The 23,792-nt window shown below is 64.5% G+C and carries 20 protein-coding genes and 1 pseudogene; 13 read left to right on the top strand and 8 right to left on the bottom strand.

The features are described from left to right. Nucleotides 1–9: 9 nt before the first annotated feature. Entirely contained in the window at nucleotides 10–1,278 is a 1,269-nt protein-coding gene (locus tag B4383_RS15695) for a M18 family aminopeptidase (protein WP_078291915.1), read from the top strand. On the opposite strand, the gene B4383_RS15690 is transcribed toward B4383_RS15695, so the two are convergent. After that, on the bottom strand, nucleotides 1,268–2,086 hold the full coding sequence (locus tag B4383_RS15690) for a maleylpyruvate isomerase family mycothiol-dependent enzyme (protein ID WP_078291751.1): 819 nt from the start codon (nucleotides 2,084–2,086) through the stop codon (nucleotides 1,268–1,270). The two genes, B4383_RS15695 and B4383_RS15690, sit on opposite strands and share 11 nt — an antisense overlap. Before the next feature lie 18 nt (nucleotides 2,087–2,104). Next, on the bottom strand, nucleotides 2,105–3,118 hold the full coding sequence (locus tag B4383_RS15685; protein WP_078291912.1) for a hypothetical protein: 1,014 nt from the start codon (nucleotides 3,116–3,118) through the stop codon (nucleotides 2,105–2,107). Between the two features lie 86 nt (nucleotides 3,119–3,204). Between B4383_RS15685 and B4383_RS15680 the strand changes: the two genes are divergently transcribed. Continuing rightward, nucleotides 3,205–3,633 (top strand): DoxX family protein, encoded by a 429-nt coding sequence (locus tag B4383_RS15680; protein ID WP_064407784.1) that lies wholly within the window; start codon nucleotides 3,205–3,207, stop codon nucleotides 3,631–3,633. On the opposite strand, the pseudogene B4383_RS15675 reads toward B4383_RS15680, so the two are convergent. Further along, nucleotides 3,630–4,679, bottom strand: a pseudogene (locus B4383_RS15675) (hypothetical protein); the annotation flags it as partial. The gene B4383_RS15680 and the pseudogene B4383_RS15675 sit on opposite strands and share 4 nt — an antisense overlap. A gap of 116 nt (nucleotides 4,680–4,795) precedes the next feature. Between B4383_RS15675 and purL the strand changes: the two are divergent. The 6 genes from purL to purF all read left to right on the top strand — a co-directional run bounded on the left by purL (nucleotide 4,796) and on the right by purF (nucleotide 12,299). Further along, nucleotides 4,796–7,093, top strand: a complete 2,298-nt coding sequence (gene purL, locus B4383_RS15670; RefSeq protein WP_078291749.1) for a phosphoribosylformylglycinamidine synthase subunit PurL — start codon at nucleotides 4,796–4,798, stop codon at nucleotides 7,091–7,093. Further along, entirely contained in the window at nucleotides 7,090–8,892 is a 1,803-nt protein-coding gene (locus B4383_RS15665) for an alpha/beta-hydrolase family protein (RefSeq protein ID WP_078291747.1), read from the top strand. Before purL ends, B4383_RS15665 begins: the two co-directional genes overlap by 4 nt. Beyond that, a complete protein-coding gene (locus B4383_RS15660; protein WP_078291907.1) occupies nucleotides 8,892–9,515 on the top strand; it encodes a CPBP family intramembrane glutamic endopeptidase in 624 nt (207 codons plus the stop codon). Before B4383_RS15665 ends, B4383_RS15660 begins: the two co-directional genes overlap by 1 nt. Before the next feature lie 67 nt (nucleotides 9,516–9,582). Continuing rightward, the gene (locus B4383_RS15655; RefSeq protein WP_078291745.1) at nucleotides 9,583–10,185 is read left to right on the top strand and encodes a hypothetical protein; all 603 of its coding nucleotides are present in this window, start codon (nucleotides 9,583–9,585) and stop codon (nucleotides 10,183–10,185) included. Nucleotides 10,186–10,229: 44 nt separating this feature from the next. Beyond that, nucleotides 10,230–10,616, top strand: coding sequence for a sterol carrier family protein (locus B4383_RS15650; RefSeq protein ID WP_078291743.1), 387 nt, complete (start codon nucleotides 10,230–10,232; stop codon nucleotides 10,614–10,616). A gap of 168 nt (nucleotides 10,617–10,784) precedes the next feature. After that, nucleotides 10,785–12,299 (top strand): amidophosphoribosyltransferase, encoded by a 1,515-nt coding sequence (purF, locus tag B4383_RS15645; protein WP_078291741.1) that lies wholly within the window; start codon nucleotides 10,785–10,787, stop codon nucleotides 12,297–12,299. Here the strand turns inward: purF and B4383_RS15640 are convergent. From B4383_RS15640 to B4383_RS15630, 3 genes are all read right to left on the bottom strand, one after another. Further along, a complete protein-coding gene (locus B4383_RS15640) occupies nucleotides 12,296–12,823 on the bottom strand; it encodes a hypothetical protein (RefSeq protein WP_078291739.1) in 528 nt (175 codons plus the stop codon). The genes purF and B4383_RS15640 overlap by 4 nt on opposite strands. A 74-nt stretch (nucleotides 12,824–12,897) precedes the next feature. Then, complete coding sequence (locus B4383_RS15635; protein ID WP_078291737.1) at nucleotides 12,898–13,911, bottom strand: AraC family transcriptional regulator; 1,014 nt, start codon at nucleotides 13,909–13,911, stop codon at nucleotides 12,898–12,900. Between the two features lie 55 nt (nucleotides 13,912–13,966). Next, complete coding sequence (locus tag B4383_RS15630; RefSeq protein WP_078291905.1) at nucleotides 13,967–14,434, bottom strand: MarR family winged helix-turn-helix transcriptional regulator; 468 nt, start codon at nucleotides 14,432–14,434, stop codon at nucleotides 13,967–13,969. Nucleotides 14,435–14,506: 72 nt separating this feature from the next. Between B4383_RS15630 and B4383_RS15625 the strand changes: the two genes are divergently transcribed. Beyond that, nucleotides 14,507–15,418, top strand: a complete 912-nt coding sequence (locus B4383_RS15625; protein WP_078291735.1) for an SDR family NAD(P)-dependent oxidoreductase — start codon at nucleotides 14,507–14,509, stop codon at nucleotides 15,416–15,418. Here B4383_RS15625 and B4383_RS15620 read toward each other — a convergent pair. Next, nucleotides 15,404–16,375, bottom strand: coding sequence for an NAD-dependent epimerase/dehydratase family protein (locus B4383_RS15620; protein WP_078291904.1), 972 nt, complete (start codon nucleotides 16,373–16,375; stop codon nucleotides 15,404–15,406). The genes B4383_RS15625 and B4383_RS15620 overlap by 15 nt on opposite strands. A gap of 207 nt (nucleotides 16,376–16,582) precedes the next feature. On the opposite strand from B4383_RS15620, the gene B4383_RS15615 reads away from it, so the two are divergent. From B4383_RS15615 to B4383_RS15600, 4 genes are read left to right on the top strand one after another with little or no spacing between them, the layout of a single operon-like run. Continuing rightward, on the top strand, nucleotides 16,583–18,109 hold the full coding sequence (locus B4383_RS15615; RefSeq protein ID WP_078291903.1) for an ABC transporter substrate-binding protein: 1,527 nt from the start codon (nucleotides 16,583–16,585) through the stop codon (nucleotides 18,107–18,109). Next, nucleotides 18,106–19,131: an ABC transporter permease gene (locus B4383_RS15610; RefSeq protein WP_078291733.1), complete on the top strand. Its 1,026-nt coding sequence runs from the start codon at nucleotides 18,106–18,108 to the stop codon at nucleotides 19,129–19,131. Before B4383_RS15615 ends, B4383_RS15610 begins: the two co-directional genes overlap by 4 nt. Next, the gene (locus B4383_RS15605; RefSeq protein ID WP_078291731.1) at nucleotides 19,131–20,072 is read left to right on the top strand and encodes an ABC transporter permease; all 942 of its coding nucleotides are present in this window, start codon (nucleotides 19,131–19,133) and stop codon (nucleotides 20,070–20,072) included. Before B4383_RS15610 ends, B4383_RS15605 begins: the two co-directional genes overlap by 1 nt. Further along, nucleotides 20,069–21,727, top strand: coding sequence for an ABC transporter ATP-binding protein (locus B4383_RS15600; RefSeq protein WP_078291729.1), 1,659 nt, complete (start codon nucleotides 20,069–20,071; stop codon nucleotides 21,725–21,727). Before B4383_RS15605 ends, B4383_RS15600 begins: the two co-directional genes overlap by 4 nt. Here the strand turns inward: B4383_RS15600 and B4383_RS15595 are convergent. Continuing rightward, complete coding sequence (locus B4383_RS15595; protein ID WP_078291901.1) at nucleotides 21,724–23,751, bottom strand: alpha/beta fold hydrolase; 2,028 nt, start codon at nucleotides 23,749–23,751, stop codon at nucleotides 21,724–21,726. The two genes, B4383_RS15600 and B4383_RS15595, sit on opposite strands and share 4 nt — an antisense overlap. Nucleotides 23,752–23,792 lie beyond the last annotated feature (41 nt).

The following is a 23,792-nucleotide window of genomic DNA, read 5'->3' as shown; positions in this document are numbered from 1 at the left end:
ATGGGAAGCGTGACCGCGACCGCAACAGGACTGTGCCAATTCATCGACGCCTCACCGTCTCCGTTTCACGCGGTGGACACCGTGGCACAGCGACTTCGTCAGGAAGGCTTCACCGAGCTGTTCGAGGCGCAGCGCTGGCCGGGGCACTCGGGTGACTACTTCACGGTGCGCTCGGGATCGATCGTGGCCTGGCGCGGTGTGGACATGGCAGAAGACAACGCGGTCTTCCGGGTGATCGGGGCGCATACCGACAGCCCGAACCTCCGGGTGAAGGCCAATGCCGATCGGGTGCAGGCGGGTTGGCCCATGATCGCCCTGGAGCCCTACGGCGGAGCATGGGTGCAGACCTGGCTGGACCGCGATCTGGGGCTGTCCGGAAGGGTGCTGGTGCGTGACGGAGACGCGGTGCGGTCCACCCTGATTCGCATCGACCAGCCGATCCTGCGGGTGCCGAATCTGGCGATTCACATGGTCAGCGCCGAGGAGCGTAAGAAATGGGTGATCGACCCGCAGTGGCATGTGAATTCGGTATGGAGCGGCGGGAAGAGCTTCGACGAGTTCATTGCCGGACAGCTGGGGGTCGCCGCGGCCGATGTTCTCGGACGCGATCTCATGGCGCACGACCTGACCGCCGCGGCGCTCATAGGTCCCGACGAGAGCCTGGTCAGTGCCCCGCGTCTGGACAATCAGGCCAGCTGCTACGCCGGGCTGGAGGCGTTCCTTGCCGCCGAGTCCAGCTCGACGATCGTGCTTGCGCTCTTCGACCATGAGGAGATCGGTTCGGTGTCCGGTCACGGCGCCCACTCGGACCTACTGTCGACGGTTCTGGAACGGATCGTGCTGTCCAGCAACGGCACCCGAGAGGACTTCCTGCGGCGTGCGGCCGCCTCGCTGATGGTCTCGGCCGATATGGCGCACGCCACTCACCCCAACTACCCGGATCGGCACGAACCGGGTCACCAGATTGGCGTCAATGCCGGGCCGGTGATCAAGATTCATCCCAACGTTCGGTATGCCACCGATGGCCGGGGTGCGGCGGCATTCGCGCTGGCCTGCGAGCGGGCCGGCGTCCCATATCAGCGGTACGAACATCGGGCGGATATGCAGTGCGGCTCCACCATCGGCCCGTTCGCGGCCTCACACACCGGCATCGTCACCGTCGACGTCGGTGCCGCCACGCTGGCCATGCATTCGGTGCGTGAACTGATGGGTGCACACGACGTTCCGATGTACTCCGATGCGCTGCAAGCGTTTCTGGAGCTGCCCGCTACATCGTGAAGCGCAGGTTGGCGATGATGTGCCAACCCAGTTCCGGATCACCGTCCAGGGTGAATCCGTCGCGGCTCGCGCTGGCTCGCCCACCCAGATGACGGGCGAACTCGCAGGTGTCCGCGGTGAGCGTCACGTGCGGCGCGCCGGAGAGCGTCGAGACGATGCGGGCCCGGTCCGGGATTTCGATGTCGACCTTCTGCGCCCCGATTCCGGTGAGCACGAATCGGATCCGGCTGCCTTGGGACGCACCCGCTCGCTTTCCGACCAGGAACGGCAATGCGTTGATCAGCTCGGTGAGGGCCGGCGTCGCCGCCACCGGGTCTGCCGGTGAGGGCATCCCGAGGCTGTCACGTACATCCAATTCGTGCATCCAACAGTCGAAATCGCGGATCTGCATGAATCGGCCGTAGCTTTCCGGCCCCACCGGTGTCGATGTCTCAGCGTTGAACTGCTCCTGGGACAGGCCCTCCAGGATGGCAAGGCGCGCGCTGGTAACGGTGTGCAGGTCATTCATCACCGCGACCGGCGGGAGCTTGCGGTAGTAGGTGAGCCACCGTTCGTTGAGGACGCCGACGGGATTGTGCACGTGTGGCAGGCCGGCCACGGCCTCATCGGTGCTGGGCAGTGGGTCGCCCGAGAGTAGGCGTTCGGTACCGACCACATGCGCGACGACGTCCTTGACGGTCCACCCCGGCAAGACTGACGGCGCGGCCCATTGCTCATCGGTCAGGCTGTCGCCCAACTCGCCCAGCGCGGTCCACTCCGCGGCCAATGCGGCGACGACGGGCTCTTTCGCGACGATCGTGACGGTCATGGTGCGAGCCTACGAGAGTCAGCGCGGGCAGGTTTCGAATTGAGCGCGCAGCTCGCCTTGCAGGGCCACATCGGGGGCAGTACTGGGCTGCGGCTCCCGCACGCCCGTGGAGCAGCGTCCGGGACGGACCGTGATCTGGGCGTGGTCGATCGTGTACACGGTTGCCGTTCCTGACTTCTTGATCAGCTGAAGCTGTTCTTCCGCAACGTGATCCATGTTCCGGCCGGTCAGCTTGGTGAGCTGGATGCTGTTGCGGTCAGGCTGGTCACGGTTGCCCGGTAGCGGGCCCCGATTGAAGTCGCCGTCGACGGGCGCGATGGTGTCCAGGGCCTCCCACAAGTCCAGCTGCGCCGCGGTCGGCAGACCGTGGCCCGATCGGATGCTGGGTGGATCGTTGGTGTAGATCAAGGAGTTGGTGATTACCCAGTCGCTGGTGGAGCCGGGGAAGTCGGTGCCGAGCCTGCGCACTGCCGTGGCGAATTCGGTGGCGCCGATATGGTCCGGCCGTCGATCCTTGCCGTCGAACAACGTGACATTGAGGCTGGTGCCGGCGGGCCGGTCGTAGTCGGACGGCCACGCCCGCCCGGTGATCTGGTAGCCGTATTCGCCCCGGGAAAGCTTCAGCCAGTCCTGCCACGGCGGCTCCGGGGTGGCAGCCGAGGGCCGCAGTTCGACATACATCGTGGAAAACAGGTGATTGCCCTCCGGCCAGCGTCTTACGTTGAGGGTCGCCGCCCACGAGCGGAACGTGCGGGAATCGTGGATCTGGCCGGTGAAGACGCGCGTCAGTGCGGAGAGCTGATCGGCGGACGCTTCGCCGCGGACGTAGACGTCGAAGGTGGCACTGGCCGGTGCGGGGCCGCCGCTGTGGCTGATGGTGTGTGACACCGACATCACCGCCGCAAGCGGTCGCAACGTTTCATCGATTCGGTCGGCGGTCCGCGAGCCGGTGAAATCGCAGCCGGCGACCAAGGATGCGACGCTGAGCACCAGAACGCCAAGCGCGCCGCCGCACCGGCTGAACATTCCCATGGGGTGGAGTATGGCGTCTCGGTGCGCCTCGGTGCCCTTGTCGGTCGACATCAATACTGTTGGAGGGTCGATATGAGAAGGGACCCGTGATGGCCGAGGCCAAGAGTTTTGTGTCGAGTGTTAACGCCGCATTCGCGGCCCGGACGCCACCGGAGAAGATTGGTCTCGCGCTCACCGCGATCATCGTGCTGTTCCTGTTGGCCGACGCCGTACCAAAGATCTTTGGGGCGCAGTTCGCGCGTACCGCGACGGAGGCGCTGGGCTTCCCGCCATATCAGACGGCGCTGATCGGCTGGGTGCTGCTGGCGTGCACTGTCGTGTTCGCCATCCCGCGTACCGCGGTGCTCGGCGCCGTCGGGCTGACGGCCTACCTGGGTGGTGCGGTCACCATCGACATGCACGAGGAGGCGTGGTTCCCGGTCGTCTTCGCGATCGGCTTCGGATTGTTGATCTGGGCGGCCCTGGCGCTGCGCCGGCGCGAGCTGCTGAAGGTGTTGATCGGGGCAGATCACTAGGAGCAGGTCTCGAACCACTGGCGAAGCTCGTTCTGCAACGGGAACCCGGTATCGAACTCTGGCGAGCAGCCGCCGACAACGACCGATAGCGTGTCCTTGCCGTACGTCGCCTCGTACTTGACCCGATGCTGATACGCCTTGAGCAGCATCAGTTGGCTCAGTGCTGCGCTTCGCCAGGCGGTCTCACCGCTGCCCGGGAGCGTGACGGTAACCAATGACTTCTCGTCGCTGGTCTCCGAGTCCCTGACGAGGTTCATCTTCACCGGGGCAATGGCAGAGAGCGCTTCCCACAGACCGAACTCGGCGTCGGTGGGTAATCCGCGCGAGGTACCGAGTTCCAGATCGTTTCCGTGTGCCGGTGCCTGTCCGCCGGTTGCGGTAGCGGTCCATGCCGCCTCGCGCAGGCCCGGGAAGTCCGTGGCGACGCGACGGAAGAGGGACGAGAAGTCTTGTATGCGGGCTTGTCTCGGCTTCCCATCGGCCCATGGGTGTAACGCCACCGTGATCTGTTTGCGCGACTGCCCCTTCACATGGCTGGTGTTCACGCGGATGTCGTTTCCGTAGTGTCCCCGGATAAGCGCCTGCCACTCTTGCCAGTTGGGCACGGGTTCGGCACTTTCCATGTCGGTGGTCTCGGAAATCCCACCGCAGTAACGGTCCGGCCGAGCGACGGTGGACGGGCAGTCGTTGACGGTCAGCCGGACGTTGACATGTGCGTGGTCGGCTCCGGCTTTCTCTACGCGATGAGTGAAGACCTCCCAGATTGCCGTGAGCTGTTCTGGCGTGATCTCAGGCCGGACGTTGGCGTCCAGGTACACCGTGAATGTGTCATACCAGCCGATTGAGAAGCTGTGAGTGGTGCTCTCGACGCCGGGCAGGCCGTTGATCGCGTGAGCGATCGAGCGAGACGGGTCGGACTGACCTGCCGCACAGCCGCCGGCGGCCAGCAGAGATGAACCCGTCAGGATCCCAACTGTGGTCAGCAAAGCTGCACGGAGCACTTTCCAAGTATGACGGGCCTGGTCGGAAAGTGTGGACAACCGCGCGCTCTGTGCATGGTCGCGAATCCGACCAGGGTGATCCCACCGGCCGATATCGCCGCTCCGTACGGCCAGCATGGCGCGTAGCGAGGGCAAGTCGGGTTCGACGTTAGAATCTGTTCGTGACTTCACGGGTTGATACGGTCGACAACGCAACAGCCACCCCCGATCACCCGCAGCCCTTCGCTGAACTAGGGCTCAAGGACGACGAGTACGCCCGCATCCGCGAGATCCTCGGGCGCCGTCCCACGGACGCCGAGCTGGCTATGTATTCGGTGATGTGGAGCGAGCACTGCTCGTACAAGTCCTCCAAGGTGCACCTGCGCTACTTTGGGCAGACCACCACCGAGGAGATGCGCTCGGCGATGCTCGCCGGCATCGGTGAGAACGCCGGAGTGGTGGACATCGGCGATGGCTGGGCGGTCACTTTCAAGGTCGAGTCGCACAACCACCCGTCGTACGTCGAGCCGTACCAGGGCGCCGCCACGGGTGTGGGCGGCATTGTGCGCGACATCATGGCCATGGGCGCCCGGCCGATCGCAGTCATGGATCAGCTGCGCTTCGGTGCTGCCGATGCCCCCGACACCCGTCGTGTCTTTGATGGCGTGGTGCGCGGTATCGGCGGCTATGGGAACTCGCTGGGCTTGCCCAATATCGGCGGTGAGACGGTGTTCGATGCCTCGTATGCCGGTAATCCGTTGGTGAACGCGCTGTGTGCGGGGGTGCTGCGCAAGGAAGATCTACATCTGGCCTTCGCCTCCGGCGCCGGCAACAAGATCATCCTGTTCGGTGCACGCACCGGGCTCGACGGCATCGGCGGTGTGTCGGTGCTGGCTTCCGACACATTCGGCGGCGACGAGATGGACGGTCCTGGCGGGGCATCCTCACGCAAGAAGCTGCCCAGCGTGCAGGTGGGTGACCCGTTCACCGAGAAGGTTCTCATTGAGTGCTGCCTTGAGTTATACGCCGCGCATCTGGTGGTGGGCATCCAGGACCTCGGCGGTGCCGGTTTGTCCTGCGCCACATCGGAACTGGCCTCGGCCGGGGACGGCGGCATGCATATCGATCTGGACAAGGTGCCGCTGCGCGCGACCGGAATGACTCCGGCCGAGGTGCTCTCCAGTGAGTCCCAGGAGCGCATGTGCGCCGTGGTGACCCCGGAGAATGTGGACGCCTTCATGGCGGTATGCCGGAAATGGGATGTGCTGGCCACCGTCATCGGTGAGGTCACCGATGGCGACCGGCTGCGGATCACCTGGCATGGCGACACCGTCGTGGATGTGCCGCCGCGGACCGTCGCACACGAGGGCCCCGTCTATCAGCGCCCGGTGGCCCGGCCGGACACCCAGGATGCGTTGATCGCCGACAGCACAGCGGGTCTGGCACGTCCGGGCACCGGAGACGAACTGCGGCAAACGCTGCTGGACATGATCGGCAGCCCACACCTGTGCAGCCGTGCCTTCATCACCGAGCAGTACGACAGGTACGTCCGCGGCAACACCGTGCTCGCCGAACACGCCGACTCCGGTGTGATTCGGGTGGACGAGCAGACAGGGCGTGGAATCGCCTTGGCCACCGATGCTTCCGGTCGATACACGGTGCTCGATCCCTATAGCGGTGCCCGGTTGGCGCTTGCCGAGGCGTACCGCAATGTGGCGGCCTCCGGCGCCACCCCCGTCGCGGTCACCAACTGCCTGAACTTCGGCTCCCCGGAGGACCCGGGCGTCATGTGGCAGTTCTCCGAGGCGGTCCGCGGCCTCGCCGATGGCTGTGCGGAGTTGGGCATCCCGGTTACGGGAGGCAACGTCAGCTTCTACAACCAGACCGGCACCACCCCCATCCTGCCCACTCCGGTGGTTGGCGTGCTGGGTGTTATCGACGATGTGAACCGGCGTATCCCCACGGGATTCGGCACCGAGCCCGGCGAGACGCTGATCCTGCTGGGTGACACCGCCGATGAGTTCGACGGTTCCATTTGGGCACAGGTGGCACACGACCACCTGGGTGGCACCCCGCCGAAGGTCGATCTCGCCCGCGAGCAGCTGATTGCCCAGGTTCTCACCGCCGCATCGCGAGACGGGCTGGTATCTGCCGCTCACGACCTGTCCGAGGGTGGGCTGATCCAGGCCGTCATTGAGTCGTCGCTCGCCGGTGAAACTGGTTGCCGCATTTTGCTTCCCGAAGGAGCCGACCCCTTTGTGGCGTTGTTCTCCGAGTCCGCGGGGCGTGTGCTTGTCGCAATCCCGCGCACCGAGGAGAGCAGATTCGTGGCGATGTGCGAGGCGCGTCAGCTTCCCGCGGTTCGCATCGGCGTCGTCGACCAGGGCTCGGATTCCGTTGAAGTGCAGGGGCAATTCTCGATCACCTTGGCCGAGCTGCGCGAGATTCATGAAGGTGTGCTGCCCGGATTGTTCGGATGAGCGAGACTCCTGGAGTCCCTGTCACGACAAGCACCGTCGATCCCGATGACTGGATCGGCCGCAGTTGGCTGGCGTTCCAGGAGCTTGAGGAGCATCTCGAGAACCGGCACCCCTTGGTGGCCTGGGCGTGGAATCTGCTGCGGCTGGATTTCTGCGGAATAGCATTCGGCGCCTTGTTCTTCTGCTTGTCGCTGACGCCGTCACTGATGCCGCGTACCTGGCTGTTTCAGGGTCTGATCGGGGGTGCCACGGCGGCCATCGGCTACGGCATCGGGGTTGCCGTCTCCAAACTGGTACTGCGCTTTTGGCTCCGTCACCAGACGTGGTGGCCGTTGCGTGACCGAGTAATGGTGACCGCCAAGCTCGGGGTGGTGCTGCTGTCGGCGGTGTGCTCCCTGGCGATGATCGTGCCCGCAGCCCGCTGGCAACGCCAGATCGCGACCCTCATGGAGACACACGGGCCATCCACCCTCGAGTACTCCAAGTCCTTCGTTGTTTCGATTGCTTTTGGGGCACTGCTGATCTCGGTGGCCCGGGTGCTGCGAGATCTGGTTCGGCTGCTGGCCCGTTTCTTTATTCGCCGCTTGTATCTCAGTCGCGAAGTGTCGCTGCTCATCGGTACTGCCATCGTGGCAGTGCTGACCATCATGCTGTTCAACGGAGTGCTGGTGCGCGGCTTCTTCTCCGCCGCCAACGCCTCGTTCGGTCCGAATAACGACACCACCCGCTCGGGGGTGGAACAGCCCGCGCAGCCGGAGCGTTCCGGAAGCCCGGCATCGCTGGCCTCCTGGGAGAGTCTCGGTTTCGAGGGGCGCAACTTCGTCTCCGGTGGTTTGCACGCCGACGAGCTGACCAAGGTGAACGGTCGCCAGGCCAAGGAACCTATTCGGGTGTATGCCGGACTCGAGACCGCCGACACCGCGGAGGAGCGCGCCGACATCCTGGTGCGGGAACTGGAGCGCACCAAGGCCTTCGAGCGCAAGGCGTTGATCATCGTCCCGACTACCGGCACCGGGTGGGTGACGCCCGCTGCCGCGCGCGGTATCGAGCTCATGTACAACGGCGACACCGCGATCGTCGCCACCCAGTACTCGTTCCTGCCCAGCTGGATCTCCTTCCTGGCGGATAAGAAGAAGGCACTGGCCTCGGGCCGGCTATTGGTCGACACCGTTCAGAAGCGCTGGGCACAGCAGCCCGCGGGGCATCGCCCAAAGCTGCTCATTTATGGCGAGAGCCTGGGATCCTTTGCGGGACAAGGCGCATTCGATGGTCTTGGCGATATCCGTACGGCGGGCGTCGACGGTGTGTTGTGGACCGGTCCGCCGAACTTCAGTCAGATCTGGAATGAGCTGGTGTCCAAGCGGGACCGGGGCACCCTGGAAGCCCTCCCCGCGTATGACAGTGGATTCACGGCGCGTTTCGCGATAGGTCCCGATATCGACGCCGTCGCGCGCGCGCCGTGGCAGAACCCGCGGGTGCTCTTCGTGCAACATCCGTCCGATCCGGTGACGTGGTGGTCCACGGATCTGCTGTTCAGTGAGCCGGATTGGCTCAAGGAGCCGCCGGTGGGCGACCGCTCCGCCGCGATGCGCTGGTACCCCATCGTCACCTTCTGGCAGGTGGCGGCGGACCTGGCCAACGCCGTCGGAGTGCCCGACGGCCATGGCCACAACTACGGCATCTCGTCGGTCAACGGCTGGGCGGCCATTGCCCCGCCAGAGGGCTGGACCCCACAGGACACCGAACGCATCCGGAAGGCTCTCGTCGACACCGCGTCGCTCGACGGCCCCGACACGTGATCGCTCGCGCTCGAGCCTGGGTCCTGGCTGTTGCGCTGGTCGCCTGGCCGGTGCTGTTGGAACGGTTCCCGCGACGCTGGCGCCCACTGATCGGGGCGGGTATGAGCACCACCCTCGCCGCGGTCGCGGCGACACCGCTCGGGCTGCGGCAACCCCGACTGGGGGCCGGTTTGCGTCTGGGGGGAATTGTCGCGTCGGCCGTCGCCGTCGCGGTCGGTGCCTCACCAGCGCTGAAGTCGGTGCGCACCTCGATGCGGGAGCGCGATATCGGTCTTCATCCAGTGGCCTGGCTGGGGTTGCACATTCCGGTGGGCACGGTGTGGTCGGAGGAGCTCGCGTTCCGCGGGGTACTGCAGCCGCTGGCGGCCGAGACATGCGGCCAGAGGCTGGGTGGTGTGGTGCAGGCGGTGGCTTTCGGGCTTGCTCATATCCGGCCCGCCCACGCCGCGGGAGACTCCGTCCCGGCGACGGTACTGGTCACTGGCTTGTTTGGCTGGCTGTTGGGCTGGCTGCGCGAGCGATCGGGCAGCGTGGCCGCGCCGATATTGGCCCACCTGGCCCTCAACGGGGCCGGTGCGCTGGCCGCACTGGCCGTGCAACGGACGAAACGCGGGCCGCTGTAGCCATGGATGTAGTGCGGTTTTTCCCCGAAGTCCGGACTCCTGGGTGTTGGCTGTAGATAATCGGCGGATGGCCTCGAACTGGAGACGCAGGGTCGGTGCAGCGCTGGCAAGTATGACGATCACCGCCGGACTGGCACTGGCCGCACCGGCCGGCGCAGATCCCGGGCCGGGCGCCTCGCTGCCGGTGTTTGTTCCGTACCCCTCGGACTGGTCGCCGGACACCTCGGTGTTCCCGTACAACATGTGGCAGAACCGGGCGACCGACGAGCAGTTCACGGCACTACGCGAATCCTGCCAGTGGTTCAACGCCCAATACGACACCTTGATGGGGTCGGTGTACGGATTCCAGAATTACCTGCGCGATCACCGCGACGCCTGGGCCGCCTCGGGATCGGACACCGTCGGCAATGTGGTGATCGCGAACCTGGACCAGTCGGCCGCCTTCCTCGATCCGCGGGTGCATACCCTGTACATCACCAATTACCCGGATCAGAGCCAGTACTCACCGCTCTATAACGGTGACTCCTTCTATCACCTGTGGTTCCAGTTCACCCAGATCAGCGACAAGATGAAGCAGCAGCTGCCGTCCGGGGTGATCAACGCCAACATCGCCACCGCCACCGTCTACGGCAACACCATTCGAGACTCGGGAATCTGCAACGGGGCCTAGGTTCCTCGGCGTTGCCACGGCCTGCTCCGGATAGGCTGGCGGCCATGCCAGCGCGTGTACCGGATGCCGCCTCGACCAGGGCGGCCGTACTCGCGGTGGCCGACTGGCTGCGTGATCCGCAAGTGCCCGAACCGGCGCGCGCTGTCCTCGCTGACGCGGTCCGATTCACTGCCCGCACGCTGGCCGCCGATGCTCCGGGTGCCTCGGTAGAGGTGCGGGTGCCGCCGTTCGTTGCGGTGCAATGCATCTCGGGTCCCCGTCACACCCGGGGAACCCCACCCAACGTTGTGGAGACCACCCCGCGTACTTGGCTGCTGCTGGCGACGGGGCTGTTGACGCTGGATCAGGCCACCGCCGATCGCGCCGCTACCGCCTCCGGATCACGTGCTGCCGAGATCGCCGACTGGCTGCCGTTGGTGCCGCTCGGCTAGCCAAAGGCGGGCGTCACGATGAGGGCGCTGCAGTGGCCTCGGTCACTTTTGTGGCGGTACAGACGGGCCGTTTTGCGGGGATCGGCCAGCCGATTCTGCGTTCAGCAACCTTCCCCGTAAACTGGGGAAGTCACCACCCCGCGCAGGACTCACCCAGGGAGCCGCACCGTGACCGCACAGCCCATCGAGCTGGAAAACGACCCTCGCGAAGAATGTGGCGTATTCGGGGTCTGGGCCCCCGGCGAAGAGGTGGCAAAACTCACTTACTACGGTCTGTACGCGCTGCAGCACCGTGGCCAGGAGGCCGCCGGTATCGCCGTCGCGGACGGCTCGCAGGTGGTGGTGTTCAAGGACCTCGGCCTGGTCAGCCAGGTATTCGACGAGCAGACCCTCGCCGCCATGCGAGGACATGTGGCGGTCGGTCACTGCCGTTATTCCACCACCGGTTCGGTGACCTGGGAGAACGCCCAACCGGTGTTCCGGACCACCGCCGCGGGCACTGGAATCGCGTTGGGGCATAACGGGAACCTGGTCAACACCGCCGAGCTCACCACGCGGGCGCGTGATGCGGGCCTGATCAACTCGAAGACCCCGGGTCTGGCCACCACCGATTCGGACATCATGGGCGCGCTGCTGGCCCACGGGGCTGCGGACGCCACCATTGAGCAAGCGGCCATGTCGCTGTTGCCCACCGTTCGCGGCGCGTTCTGCCTGGTCTTCATGGACGAGAACACGCTGTACGCGGCACGCGATCCGCACGGGGTCAGGCCGCTGTGCCTGGGCCGCCTCGACACCGGCTGGGTGGTCGCCTCCGAAACCGCGGCCCTGGACATCGTGGGCGCCTCCTTCGTCCGGGATATCGAGCCGGGCGAGCTGCTCGCCATCGACGCCGACGGGGTGCGCTCCAGCCGGTTCGCCAACGCGACGCCCAAGACTTGTGTCTTCGAGTACGTGTACCTGGCCCGGCCCGACAGCATGCTCGACGGCCGCTCTGTGCACTCCACCCGCGTCGATATCGGGCGCCGGCTGGCCGCCGAACATTCGGTGGACGCCGACCTGGTGATCGGTGTGCCCGAGTCCGGCATCCCGGCGGCCGTCGGATACGCACAAGGCTCGGGCATCCCGTACGGACAGGGACTGATGAAGAACGCCTACGTGGGCCGCACCTTCATTCAGCCGTCGCAGACCATCCGTCAGCTTGGTATCCGCTTGAAGCTCAACCCGCTTCGTGAAGTCATCCGCGGCAAGCGGCTTGTGGTGGTGGACGATTCGATCGTCCGCGGCAATACTCAGCGGGCCTTGGTGCGGATGCTGCGCGAGGCCGGGGCGGCCGAGGTGCATGTGCGCATTGCCTCCCCGCCGGTGCGCTGGCCATGTTTCTACGGCATCGACTTCGCTTCTCCCGCAGAGCTTATCGCCAACGCGGTAGAATCGGACGACGAGATGCTCGATGGCGTCCGTACCGCGATCGGTGCCGACAGCCTGGGTTACATCTCGGCCGAAGGAATGGTCGCGGCCACCACGGAACCTCATTCGCGGTTGTGCTGCGCGTGCTTCGATGGCAAATACCCGATCGAGCTGCCCAAGGAAACGGCGCTCGGCAAGAACGTGGTCGAGAATATGCTCGCGGCGACCGTACGAGAGACATCAAGCGACAGTGCGGATTCCGTTCAGGCGCGTTAAGTGTCGCGTCCCCGCGGCGGGTACTCCTCGACGACGGTGACATCCCGAAGTATCTCGGAGCTCCTCTTGATGAGCTCGACCTGGGTGTCGATCATGCCGTCGAGTGCCGTCATGAAGGAATGCTGAAGGTCTCCGGTCAAGATCACTTCGTCGATCAGCACGAACAGCTCCGCCCTGACCGATGGCGTCTGCTCGTAGACGTTGAGCACGACGGTGGCGGTCGCACCCTGCAGTCCTTTTGACACCATCTGGTAGCGGCCCCTGCGGGCAGCGAGAAGTTGTGCCGTGTGGGTGATTTCGACGATTACCCATTCGATGGGCATCATGAGACCGACGATTCCGGCCTGCGTGGTGAATTCGTCTCCGACGGCGAAGTCGCTCAGCCGACGAGCCCGATCGGCGAAGGCCAGGGGTGCGTGATTGCCGGGTTCGATGTCGCTGGCCGATGGTAGTTCGAAGCGGGCGACCGAAGAAATTTCCTCAAGGCTCCGAGAGAACTCGAAACGCCGCTCAGCCGATAGCAAACTTCCCCCCTCGGATTTCCCTGGCCCGAGGTTATGTGATGGAGCGGGAGCGTGCGATGACCGAATAGGGCGAATTACTTGACCGAACGTGCACCGTTTCGGTACTGGGCCGGGGAAGCGCCCGTCCAGCGCCGGAAGGCGCGAGTAAAGGCACTCAACTCCGAAAAGCCAAGGCGGATCGATAGATCGCTCAGAGATTCCGTACCGCGCTCCAGGCTTCTGATGGCCTCAACGCGCAGCGCGGTATCTCTGATTTCTCGCACCGAGGTGCCGAACTCACTTCGGAGCGAACGTTGGAGCGCAGAGGGCGGCATGTTCAGCGCTGTCGCGATATTGACCACGGTGGGAATCCCCTGCCCGATACTCGATACGACGATGCGCTCGACGCGCTCGGGTAGCTGCTGGTGGTAATGGCGGACGTCGAACCAGAGCTGTTCCGGGTGCTCGAGGAGGGACGTGATCTCTTCCTCGGTGCGCAGAATCGGAACGTCGAGGAGCTCGGCGCCCAGAATTATTGCGGCCGAGTCGCTACCGAACTCGATCGGTGCCTCGAGTATGTTGCTCCGATCGGATCGTCCCGCCGGGCGAGCCTGGGGGAGAAGGATGCGTTCCACGCAGATCGGCCGCATGATCAACCAGCTCCAGATTTGGACGACGAGTGCCAGAGCCCATTCCGTGACCGTGGCGTCGTGCAATCTGAGCGTGGATGCGTCTACCGCCGCGGTTGCGATATCGCCAGATCTGGCCACCGTCATGTTCGGTACTAGCGGCATGGCGTCGCGGAACGCCGCCCAGCGGGCAAAAGCGACGCCGACGGTCTCCGATGTCGCAAGGCTGAACATCAGGATCTGCAGAGTCTCGGGCGGGACCGGCACCGGGCTGTTGCCAAAGGAGATATCCCCCGCGCGGGCGAGGACCTCACGTGTCATGGTGCGAACCTGCTCGGGGCTGATTACCGCAGGCTCGCCGGCGAGGAACCGTGGTGAAACCTGCACGTCCATCAGCATTTTGGCTGGGTCCAGGCCCTGCTGCTGTGCCAATTCCGTCGCCAGGGTGCCCCATCGCGGCGGGATAGACAGCTGCTCCACGTCACCTCCTGAATCAAGATCCAAGAGGTGATCTTGGTATAGATTGTTGCCAGTTTCAACTACCGCGGTACTGCGGCACGTCAATTCCGCGCGCACGCAGAGCCTCTGCCACCTTGGTGAGGAGGCGCAGCAGCTCCACCTGTTCTCTGACGGGGAGGTCATCGAAAAGCGCCGCAGAGACCAGTTCCGAAGGGCCGAGCTCGGTCTTGGCGATTTCCCTTCCTGCATCCGTGATTTCGACACAGGTGATCCGTCGATCGCGCTCATGAGGTACCCGTTGGACCAGGTTCTCTCTTTCGAGGCCATCAATCAGCACCGTCATGTTCCGCGGGGACATGCCGAGATACTCGCCGAGCTCACTCATCCCAGCCGGCTCAGTTCGGATGGACAGGCCGAGGAGCACTGTGGCGCGAGGCACGGTCATGCCGCCGTCGGTGGGGATGTTCGACCGGGCCCACTGTGTGAGGGCCTTTGATGACTTCAGCAGGGCGAAGAGCAGTTCGCGGGTTGTTGTGCCTGACATGACCATTCTTAACAATTGATACTATCCCCAGTGATATGTTAACCGCTATCCTAGACCTCTCGGAAGGCCGACATGAGCGAATCCACCTCCCAACACACCGTCGTCATGACGGGTGCTACTGCGGGGCTTGGCGCGCACGCCGCCAAACTTCTTGCCGAACATCCCAATACGCGCCTGATCGTGGGCGCGCGCGGTACTGGCAGGGATGTCCCCGGTGCCCAGGTGCTGCCGCTCGACCTTGCCTCGCTGGACAGCGTCAGGGAATTCGCCGAGGACGTGAAGCGTGAACTTGGCAACGCCCCGATCGACGTGCTGGTGCTCAATGCGGGGATACAGTTCCGGGACGCGAACCATCGGACCGTCGACGGCTTCGAGACGACCTTCGCGGTCAATCACCTCGCGCACTATCTGTTGGCACGGTTGCTTCTGCCGAGCCTCGCGGACGGGGGTTGCCTGCTGATAACCACCAGCGACACTCACGACCCGGCGATCGTCCCGTTCGGACCGCGGTCGCTGGATCCGGAGCGTCTCGCGCACCCCGAGCCGGGCGGATTGGCTGCGGGCTTTCACGTGTACGCGTCGTCCAAGCTGTGCAACCTGCTCGCCGCGCGCTCCTTCGCCGCGTTGGATGAGGTCACTCGCCGGCGGATCGATGTGGTCGCATACAACCCCGGACTGACGCTGGGCACGAATCTGGCAGGGGAGTCGATGTCGGTGCGCGCGATCATGGGGGCGTTCCGGCCGGCGCTGCGCCTGCTCTCCGCGGTGCGGCCGGCCTTCTATCCAGGGCGCGTCGAAACGGCGGGAATGGCGCTGGCAGATCTTTCGATGGGTACGGTAAAACTGCCGCAGGGCCGTCTCTATGCGTCACTTGTCAAAGGGGAATTGACTTTCCCAGACCCAGCGCCGTTGGCGCAGGACAACCGGATCGCAGATCAGTTGTGGCGGGAAAGCGCCGCGATGGTGGGGTTAGAGCCGGCCTGATCTGACGAAGAAGTCGACGAGTTCGGTGACTGTCGTCTCGATCGAGCGTGGCTCGTAGCCCAATTCGGTGCGCGCCTTGGTGATGTCCGCGGTGGGTGACACGGTCAGCTTGTTGAATGCGGCGCGGCTCAGTGCGTCGTTCTTCAGCAGCTTCCCGATGGGTTCGATGACCGGAACCGCGGCGTTGAGCAGACCCATCGGCAGCGTGAACAGCGGGCCTCGCTTGCCTGCATGCTGTGCGGCCAGGCGACACACCTGCAAAAGGCTGCCCATGTGTCCGCCGAGTAGGTAGTTCTCGCCCGTGCGCCCCTTCTCGCCGGCGAGGTACAGTCCGGCCGCGACATCGCGCGCGTCGACCAGGTCGTACTTGCTGTTCACCATGGCGGGTAGTCGCCCACGCGCGCTGCCGAATAGGAGCTGGTTGATGCGGGACAGTTTGGGCAGGTCCACCGGGCCGTAGACGCCGGTGGGATTGCCGATGACGGCGTCCAGCCCGGACTCGATGACCTCGCGCACCGCTACCTCACCACCCCACTTGGAGCGCTGGTAAACGGGTAGGTCGGCACTCGTCGAGCGTGGCGAGTTCTCGTCCAGAGTGGCCACGCTGTTCGAGTAGGAGTCGATAGAGCTGCAATGCACCATGCGGCGGGCGCCGACGGCGAGGGCCGCCTGCGCGACGGTGCGCGCGCCCTCGGTGTTGATGCGCCAGCAGAGTTCGTCTTCGTGCTTGAGGGTGATGACGGCCACCAGGTGGTAGACGACCTCGACGCCTTCGAGTGCCTTGGTCATCGAGCCCAGGTCGAGAACATCGCCGGACACCCAGGTCACGGCCTCGCGAGTCTCGGGTGCGCTGGGTACCGCGCGGTCGATTGCAACCACTTCGTGTCCGTGCTCCACCAGGAGATTGACTAGGTTGGTCCCAATGAAGCCGGCGGCTCCGGTGACGGCAGTCTTCATTTTTTGTCCCTTGTGCGGCTCGGGTGTCATGACCGCCGGGCGCTGGCGCGGCCGGCGGGATCGCAACCAACCTACCTAACGCTCGCTTGGTCGGTCTTGTGACATGTATTGCACCGCACCCCAGCAGGTTGGGGCAAGTGTTGCCATACTCTTCGGATGCGCAAACTGGCCGTGGCCGCATCCGTGCTGCTCGTTGCCGGATGTGGAGTGGGTCGGCCACCTGGAGCCGTCGACGGTGAGTACCTCACGGTTGGCACCACGGACCGCGTGTCCACACTCGACCCCGCGGGGGCCTACGACAACGGCTCGTTCCAGGTCGAGAACCAGGTCTACCCGTTTTTGTTGAACTTCACCCCGGGCACCGATGACCTCAAGCCCGATTTGGCGGCGTCCTGCGGTTTCAAGAACCCCACGCTGTACAGCTGCACGCTCAAGCCCAACACCGTGTTCGCCAACGGGCACAAGTTGACCTCATCGGACGTGAAGTACTCGTATGACCGCGAACGTGTGATCGACGATCCCAATGGGCCGCAGTCGCTGCTTGCCAACCTTGATCGCGTTGAGACGCCCGACGAGCTGACGGTTGACTTCCGGCTCAAACTTCCCAACGACCAGACCTTTCCTCAGGTGCTGGCCACCAACGCCGGGCCCATCATCGACGAGGAAGTCTTTCCGCCCGACCGGCTGCTCGATGACGACGCCATCGCGCGCGCCGAACCCTTCGCGGGTCCGTACACCATCACCTCGCACAGCAAGAACCAGCTGATCGGCCTGCGGGCCAATCCCAGATATGTTGGCGGGCTGGGCAAGCCGCAATGGGAGCTGATCGGTATCAAGTACTACACCGGTGGTGAGAACCTCAAGATCGACATCGAAAACCGTGCCATCGATGTCGCGTACCGGAGCCTGTCTCCGAACGACATCGACACGCTGCGGGTCAATCCGCGCCTTGCCGTGCACGAGGGGCCCGGCGGAGAGCTCAGATACATCGTCTTCAATCTCAAGACTATGCCGGGCGGCACGGATGCGCAGAAATTGGCCGTCCGTAAGGCGGTCTCCTCGCTGGTCGACCGCGAAGCGTTGTCCCGCAACGTGTATAAGGGCATCTACACCCCGGTCTATTCGGTGGTACCCGACTCGATGTCGGGCGCCGTGGAATCGTTCAAGACGCTCTATGGAGCCAAGCCCAATGTAGAACTGGCGCGAAGGTTTTTGTCCGATGCCAAAATTCCAGTCCCGGTGCTGATTAACCTGCAGTACAACCCGGATCACTATGGGAGCAATTCATCCGAAGAGTACGCGGCGGTCAAGGGACAACTGGAATCATCCGGTCTCTTCCAGGTGGATTTGCAGTCCACCGAGTGGGTCGCCTACCAGGAGAGGCGATCATCGGACTCCTACCCCGTGTATCAGTTCGGCTGGTTCCCCGATTTCCCCGATCCCGACAACTATCTGACCCCATTCTTCATGCCGGACAACATGTTGGTGAACCACTTCGAGAATGACACCATCACGCGGCTCATCACCGCCGAGGCCACCGAACCGGACCGGGTGAAGCGCCTGAGCATCATCGGGCAGATTCAGGATCTGATGGCGCGCGACTACATCTCGACGCTGCCGCTGCTTACCGGAAAGCAGATTGCGGTGTCCGTGAAGAATATCGAGGGGATCAAGCTCGGTCCCTCGTTCAAATTCCAGTTCACTCCTCTGAAGAAGACGAGTGGCGCGGCATGAGCACCACCCTGCTGCGCTATCTCGGAGTGCGACTGGCGCTGATCATTCCGACGGCGTGGATCCTGATGACGCTGGTGTTTGTGCTCATGCGCGGTATCGGCGACCCGATCACCGCGCAGGCCGGCGGCCGACTCACTCCGGCGGAGATCGCCAAGCGCAAGGCTGAGGCGGGATTCGACCGACCCGTCTGGACCCAGTATTGGGAGTACCTCAGCGGCGTGTTGCGTGGGGACTTCGGACGTACGTTGACCGACAAGCGCTCGATCACCGACATCATCGTGATCAACGGCGCAGCCACCCTGGAACTTGCGGTCGGTGCGATCATCTTGGCGCTGCTGGTGGGCATCCCCTTGGGTCGTTTGGCCGCAACGCACCGCGACAAGACCACCGACGTGTTGTTGCGGCTGGCGGCGGTGTTCTTCTACGCCGCCCCGGTGTTCTTCGTTGCGATCCTGCTCAAGCTCTTCTTCTCGGTGAAACTGGGGTGGTTACCGGCCTCCGGGCGCAGCACCGTGGGGACCGAGATCGCGCTGGATGCCATGCCGCACCGCACCCACCTGTTGCTGGTGGACACCGTGTTATACGGCAACAGTGGGTATTTCGTGGATGCGCTGAAACATCTGGTGCTACCGGTGCTGGCGCTCGGGCTGTTAACCGCTGGGGTGTTCCTGCGATTGGTGCGCGTCAATCTCTTGCAGACGCTGCGTGCGGGGTATGTGGACGCCGCCCGCGCCCGCGGACTTTCCGAGCGAGTCGTCGTGGGGCGGCATGCCTTCCGGAACTCGCTGGTGCCGGTGGTCACGGTGATGGGCATGCAGATCGCCATGCTGCTCGCCGGTGCCGTGCTCACCGAGACGGCCTTTGAGTGGAATGGGTTGGGTTCACAGCTGGCGCATTATCTTTCGGCGCGCGACTTCGTAGCGGTGCAGGGCATCGTCACCGTGATCGCGATCATCGTCGCGGTGATGAGCTTCGTCATCGACGTGGTGGTCGCCTTAATCGACCCGAGGGTGAGGTTCTGATGACGGCATCGGTCAGGGAACCCCTCAGGGGACGGCTCCGTAGCCTGCCGGGCGTGGGTCTGTTGCGCTCCACGCATGGCCTGCAGCGGTTCACGCTGGTGGCGGGCCTGGTTCTCGTCTCAGGATTTATTCTCGTCGCGATACTGGCGCCCCTGTTGGCGCCGTACGGGTTCGCGCAAACCAGCGTGGACGGTATCGATTTCGTGCGACAGCAGGCCCCGTCCTGGCAGCACTGGTTCGGCACTTCGGTGCGGGGTGAAGATGTGCTTTCGCGCGTGCTGTTCGGGGCCCGCACCGCGCTGCTCGTCATCGTGACCTCGCTGGTGGTTTCCTTGCCGGTGGGTGTGGCGCTGGGCCTGACCTCCGGATACCTGGGCGGTTGGCTGGACCGTGTGCTGGTGCTGGTGACCGACGCGCTGTATGCCATGCCCTCGCTGCTGCTGGCCATCGTGGTGTCGATCGCGGTTACCGGAGGGCAATCCAGCACCGGCGGAGGCATTCTCGCCGCGGCCATCGCCATCATGGCTGTGTTCGTCCCGCAGTACTTTCGGGTCGTACGCAACGCCACCGTCGGCATCAAACAGGAGCCGTTCGTCGACGCCGCACGGGTCACTGGGGCCTGCACCCCGCGAATCCTGTTCCGGCACATCCTGTCCAACGTCACCTCGTCGTTGCCGGTGATCATCACCCTCAACGGTGCGGAGGCCATCCTCACCCTGGCCGGCCTCGGCTTCCTCGGCTTCGGCATCGAACCCACCCAGGCCGCCGAATGGGGGTATGACCTCAACAAGGCGCTCTCGGATGTGGCCAACGGCATTTGGTGGACGGGAGTCTTTCCCGGTACCGCCATCGTGCTCGTGGTGCTCGGGATGACGCTGGTGGGCGAGAGTCTCAACGAGGTCGTCAATCCGCTGCTGCGGACGCGGCGGGGGGACGCATGAGCGAGAAGGAAGCGTTGGCTGCGCTGTCGTTCCAGTCGCTGTCGGTGACATTCAGCACCGACAGCGGTCCGGTGGCCGCAGTCGAAGATGTGTCGTTTGACGTCAAACCGGGGGAGGTGCTGGCCGTCGTCGGAGAGTCGGGTTCGGGCAAGTCGGTGTCCTCGCGTACCGCTATCCGGCTGCTCCCCGACACCGCGCGCATTACCGGTTCGGTCCTGCTCGACGGCCGCGACGTCACCAAACTGTCGGGCCGCGAGCTGACGGCCATGCGTGGCAAGGACATCGCGATGGTATTCCAGGAGCCCGGAGCGGCACTGGATCCACTGTTCACCATCGGATACCAAGTGAATGAGGCCGTTCGCGCGCATTCGGATATGAGCCGTGCCCAGGCCCGCGCGCGTGTCATCGAACTGCTTACGCTCGTGCAGCTGCCCGATCCGGAGCGCCGCTACGACTGCTATCCGTATCAGCTCTCGGGTGGCCAGAAACAACGCGTGGTCATCGCGATCGCCATCGCCTGCGACCCCACGGTCATCATCGCCGACGAGCCGACCACCGCTCTGGACGTGACGGTACAAGCCGAAATTCTGGAACTCCTGCGGGATCTCCGCGACAGGATCGGCAGTGCCATTGTGCTCATCACCCACAACATGGGGGTGGTGGCCGATATCGCAGACCGAGTGGTTGTCATGAAGCAGGGAAAGGTCGTTGAAATAGCCCCGGTGGAACAGCTTTTCGCTGAGCCCGCCGAGCCGTACACCCGCGCGTTGTTGGCGGCGGTCCCGCACCTGGGGCAGGGAGATCCCGAGCATGCGCCCGCGCAGAGTCCGGAATCGGCTGAGCCCGTGCTGGAGGTGTCCAACCTCGTCGTGGAATTCCCTGGCCTACTGGGCCGTTCGTCCTTCCGTGCGGTAGACGATGTGAGCTTCAGCATCGGGCGAGGGAAGACCCTGGGGCTGGTGGGGGAGTCGGGATCCGGGAAGTCGACCATCGGCCGATGCGTGGCCGCGCTGCAGCAGCCCGCCTCGGGATCGGTGCGGATGCTCGGGCAGGAGCTCGTCGGCATGAGTCAACGCAAGCTGCGCCCGCTGCGCGCCAAGTTCGGTTTCGTGTTCCAGGACCCGGCGACCTCGCTCAATCCGAAAATGCGCGTGGGCGACTGTATCGCCGAACCCATGCGGGTGCACCGATACGGCGATCAGCGCAAGATTCTGGACCGCGTCGCCGAGCTGATCGATGCCGTGCAACTTCCGGCCGGTACCGAAAACCGCTATCCACATGAGCTTTCGGGTGGCCAACGGCAGCGCGCCAACCTGGCCCGAGCACTCGCTTTGGGGCCCGACCTCCTGGTCGCGGACGAGCCCACCAGTGCACTGGACGTGTCTGTGCAGGCAGCGGTTCTAGACCTGTTCGAGGAACTGCAGCGTCAGTGGCAGTTCGCCTGCCTGTTCATCAGTCACGATCTCGCTGTGGTGGATCGACTGGCCGACGAGGTCGCGGTGCTACGTCATGGAGTCCTGGAGGAACTGGGGCCGCGTGGCGAGATTCTGCACAATCCGTCGACCGAGTACACCCGCACCTTGGTCGCGGCCGTGCCCGTGCCGGATCCCGTAGAACAGCGGGAGCGGCAACGCGCGCGGCAGCGCAGCCGCTAGGAGTCGCCCGCGGCGTGCTCGTGTGACGGTCCGGTGGTGGCCTTCTTGTGGTCACCGGCACCCGAGCTGGAACTGGTGTCCGAATGTCCGGGCTTGCTGTCGCTTACCCCGGCCGCCGAGCGCGAGCCTGCGGAGCCGGTGCCGCCATTCGCGGCAGAAGACTGTTGTCGACCAACGGTGCTCGACCTTCCAGGGCGTCCAGGGGAGCCGTTGGAGGTGTGCGCACCGGCGCCGGAACCCGTGGGCGCCGTGCCGTTCGTCTCGGTCGCCGTCGGTGGCTTCGCCGACTGTGCCGACTTCGTCGAGTCCGAATCGGTCGCCGGGCCGCTGGTCGGGTGATCGGCGGGTCTGCCCCCCGCCGTTGTCCCGCCGCCGGCCAGCCCATTGGCGCCGATGCCGATCTTCGGCGTGATGCTCATGGTCTCGCGTGCTGACAGCTTCTTGTCGCCATCCGGCTTGCCCGGTGACTCGCTGACTTTCCTCTCACCACCTGCCGGGGCGGATGTGGCGGTGGCGCCCTGGCTGGCCTTGGTAGGGCGATCCGGCTCCGGGGAGCTCTTGGTACCCGATGACTGTTCGGCCGGGCTGTTGGCAACCGTCACACCGTGAGTTTCGCTGATGGAGACCGATTGGCCCTTGCGCTTCAGCGTGACATCGCGCCCCGCAACCTCAAAGGTGGCCCCCGAAGGCGTGGTGACCGTGGTGTCGGAAGCGGCCTTGCCGATTGATTCGCGAGATTGCTTGGCGGTGTTCTGCTGTGCGTCGGGTCGGTCATCGAGGGCCGCGACGACCTTGCCGCCCTCGGACACGGTTGTCGTGTCGCCGTCCCTGGTAAGAGTGGTGCCGGGATTGGCCTTTATCTGGTCGGCGGAGCGCGGCGCCGACTGGCTGGACTTGAGGTAGTTAGTCACCGCCGAGATCACGTTCTCGGTGTTCAGGCCGTGGTCGACCACACCGTCCCGCGGCACGCCGGGCAGGGAGTGCGCTTCGATATTGACTGCGGTGGAACCCGGTGCCGCGGTGATGAATTGAAACTTGTACGGCGTGGCCACCACATCGTCCTTGGTGCTCACTACCAGGTAGTCGACGCCGGGTTTGGTGTCCGGCAGTTTGTCGAGCTTCTCCAGGAAGCGGCTGCCCACGGTTTGTTGCGACAGGGATGGCCAGGCCAATGTGCTGGCGGCCCCGTAGATCGCGTCCTTGACCGGTTTCCGGCCGTTGATGTCGATCGAATTGCCCACAGGGCCAACGAAGTCCGCCAGGCCACTGAAGGTGGTGCCGTGGGTTGACGGAGCAAGCTGAACGACATTGGCCACTCTGTCGGACTTGTCCTGCGCCACGAAATTCTTGACCAGCAGGCCGCCCTGGGAATGGCCCACGAGGTCGACCCTGCCGGCGCCGGTTTGGTCCAAGACTGTCGCGACTTCGTCGGTGAGCTGCTGTGTGGACACCTCGACATCACCGAAGCCACGCAGTCCGACCTTCTGTCCGATCGACCCGACGAGGCCCTGAAATCCAGTCTGGCCGTACTCGAAGGTGAATGCCTGCATTCCGGCATCGTGCAGGCTCGTCTTCATCGCATCCCAGTACTTCTCATTCTCGGCGGTCCCGTGTACCAGGACGACCGGGATGCTTCCCGGTGTGGGTTTGTCGGCTTGTGAAGGGGGAGTCACGGATTCGGACGTGATGACCGCATCGAGGCCCTGGCCATTCACGCCCGGGTTCAGCGACACGGTGGCCCGTCTGGTGATCGTCAAGGTAGGTGACGAATCGGAGACGCCGTGCTCCGCTCCGAGTGGTGTCGAGCTGGCGGTCAGAGAAATGAACCCGGACTCCACCGTCACTGTCATCGGCGCGGACGGCGGATTGACGGTAGTCGTGTGTAGGGCAGCTGGCGCCCCGTCCGTGACAACCAACGATTCGACGAGGGCCGCAGCCAGCAGGACACGCAGCCTGTCTGCACGTGGGCGCTGTGAAGGGGGATTCCGGAAGATACCGCTCGCTCGATGCGATGCCGTCGGCATGAACCACACGGTAGGTGCTCAGCCGGTAGATCGCATGTCGA

Source organism: Mycobacterium sp. D16R24, from assembly GCF_002013385.1.
Lineage (GTDB): Bacteria > Actinomycetota > Actinomycetes > Mycobacteriales > Mycobacteriaceae > Mycobacterium.
This window is presented reverse-complemented; position numbering and strand designations above follow the sequence as displayed.

Bases quoted from the DNA above. Each gene is read 5' to 3' on its own strand.
- B4383_RS15690 (WP_078291751.1), bottom strand. From the start codon at position 2,086: ATGACCGTCACGATCGTCGCGAAAGAGCCCGTCGTCGCCGCATTGGCC.
- B4383_RS15685 (WP_078291912.1), bottom strand. From the start codon at position 3,118: ATGGGAATGTTCAGCCGGTGCGGCGGCGCGCTTGGCGTTCTGGTGCTC.
- B4383_RS15665 (WP_078291747.1), top strand. From the start codon at position 7,090: ATGAGCGAGACTCCTGGAGTCCCTGTCACGACAAGCACCGTCGATCCC.
- B4383_RS15655 (WP_078291745.1), top strand. From the start codon at position 9,583: ATGGCCTCGAACTGGAGACGCAGGGTCGGTGCAGCGCTGGCAAGTATG.
- B4383_RS15650 (WP_078291743.1), top strand. From the start codon at position 10,230: ATGCCAGCGCGTGTACCGGATGCCGCCTCGACCAGGGCGGCCGTACTC.
- B4383_RS15630 (WP_078291905.1), bottom strand. From the start codon at position 14,434: ATGTCAGGCACAACAACCCGCGAACTGCTCTTCGCCCTGCTGAAGTCA.
- B4383_RS15625 (WP_078291735.1), top strand. From the start codon at position 14,507: ATGAGCGAATCCACCTCCCAACACACCGTCGTCATGACGGGTGCTACT.
- B4383_RS15620 (WP_078291904.1), bottom strand. From the start codon at position 16,375: ATGAAGACTGCCGTCACCGGAGCCGCCGGCTTCATTGGGACCAACCTA.
- B4383_RS15610 (WP_078291733.1), top strand. From the start codon at position 18,106: ATGAGCACCACCCTGCTGCGCTATCTCGGAGTGCGACTGGCGCTGATC.
- B4383_RS15605 (WP_078291731.1), top strand. From the start codon at position 19,131: ATGACGGCATCGGTCAGGGAACCCCTCAGGGGACGGCTCCGTAGCCTG.
- B4383_RS15600 (WP_078291729.1), top strand. From the start codon at position 20,069: ATGAGCGAGAAGGAAGCGTTGGCTGCGCTGTCGTTCCAGTCGCTGTCG.
- B4383_RS15595 (WP_078291901.1), bottom strand. From the start codon at position 23,751: ATGCCGACGGCATCGCATCGAGCGAGCGGTATCTTCCGGAATCCCCCT.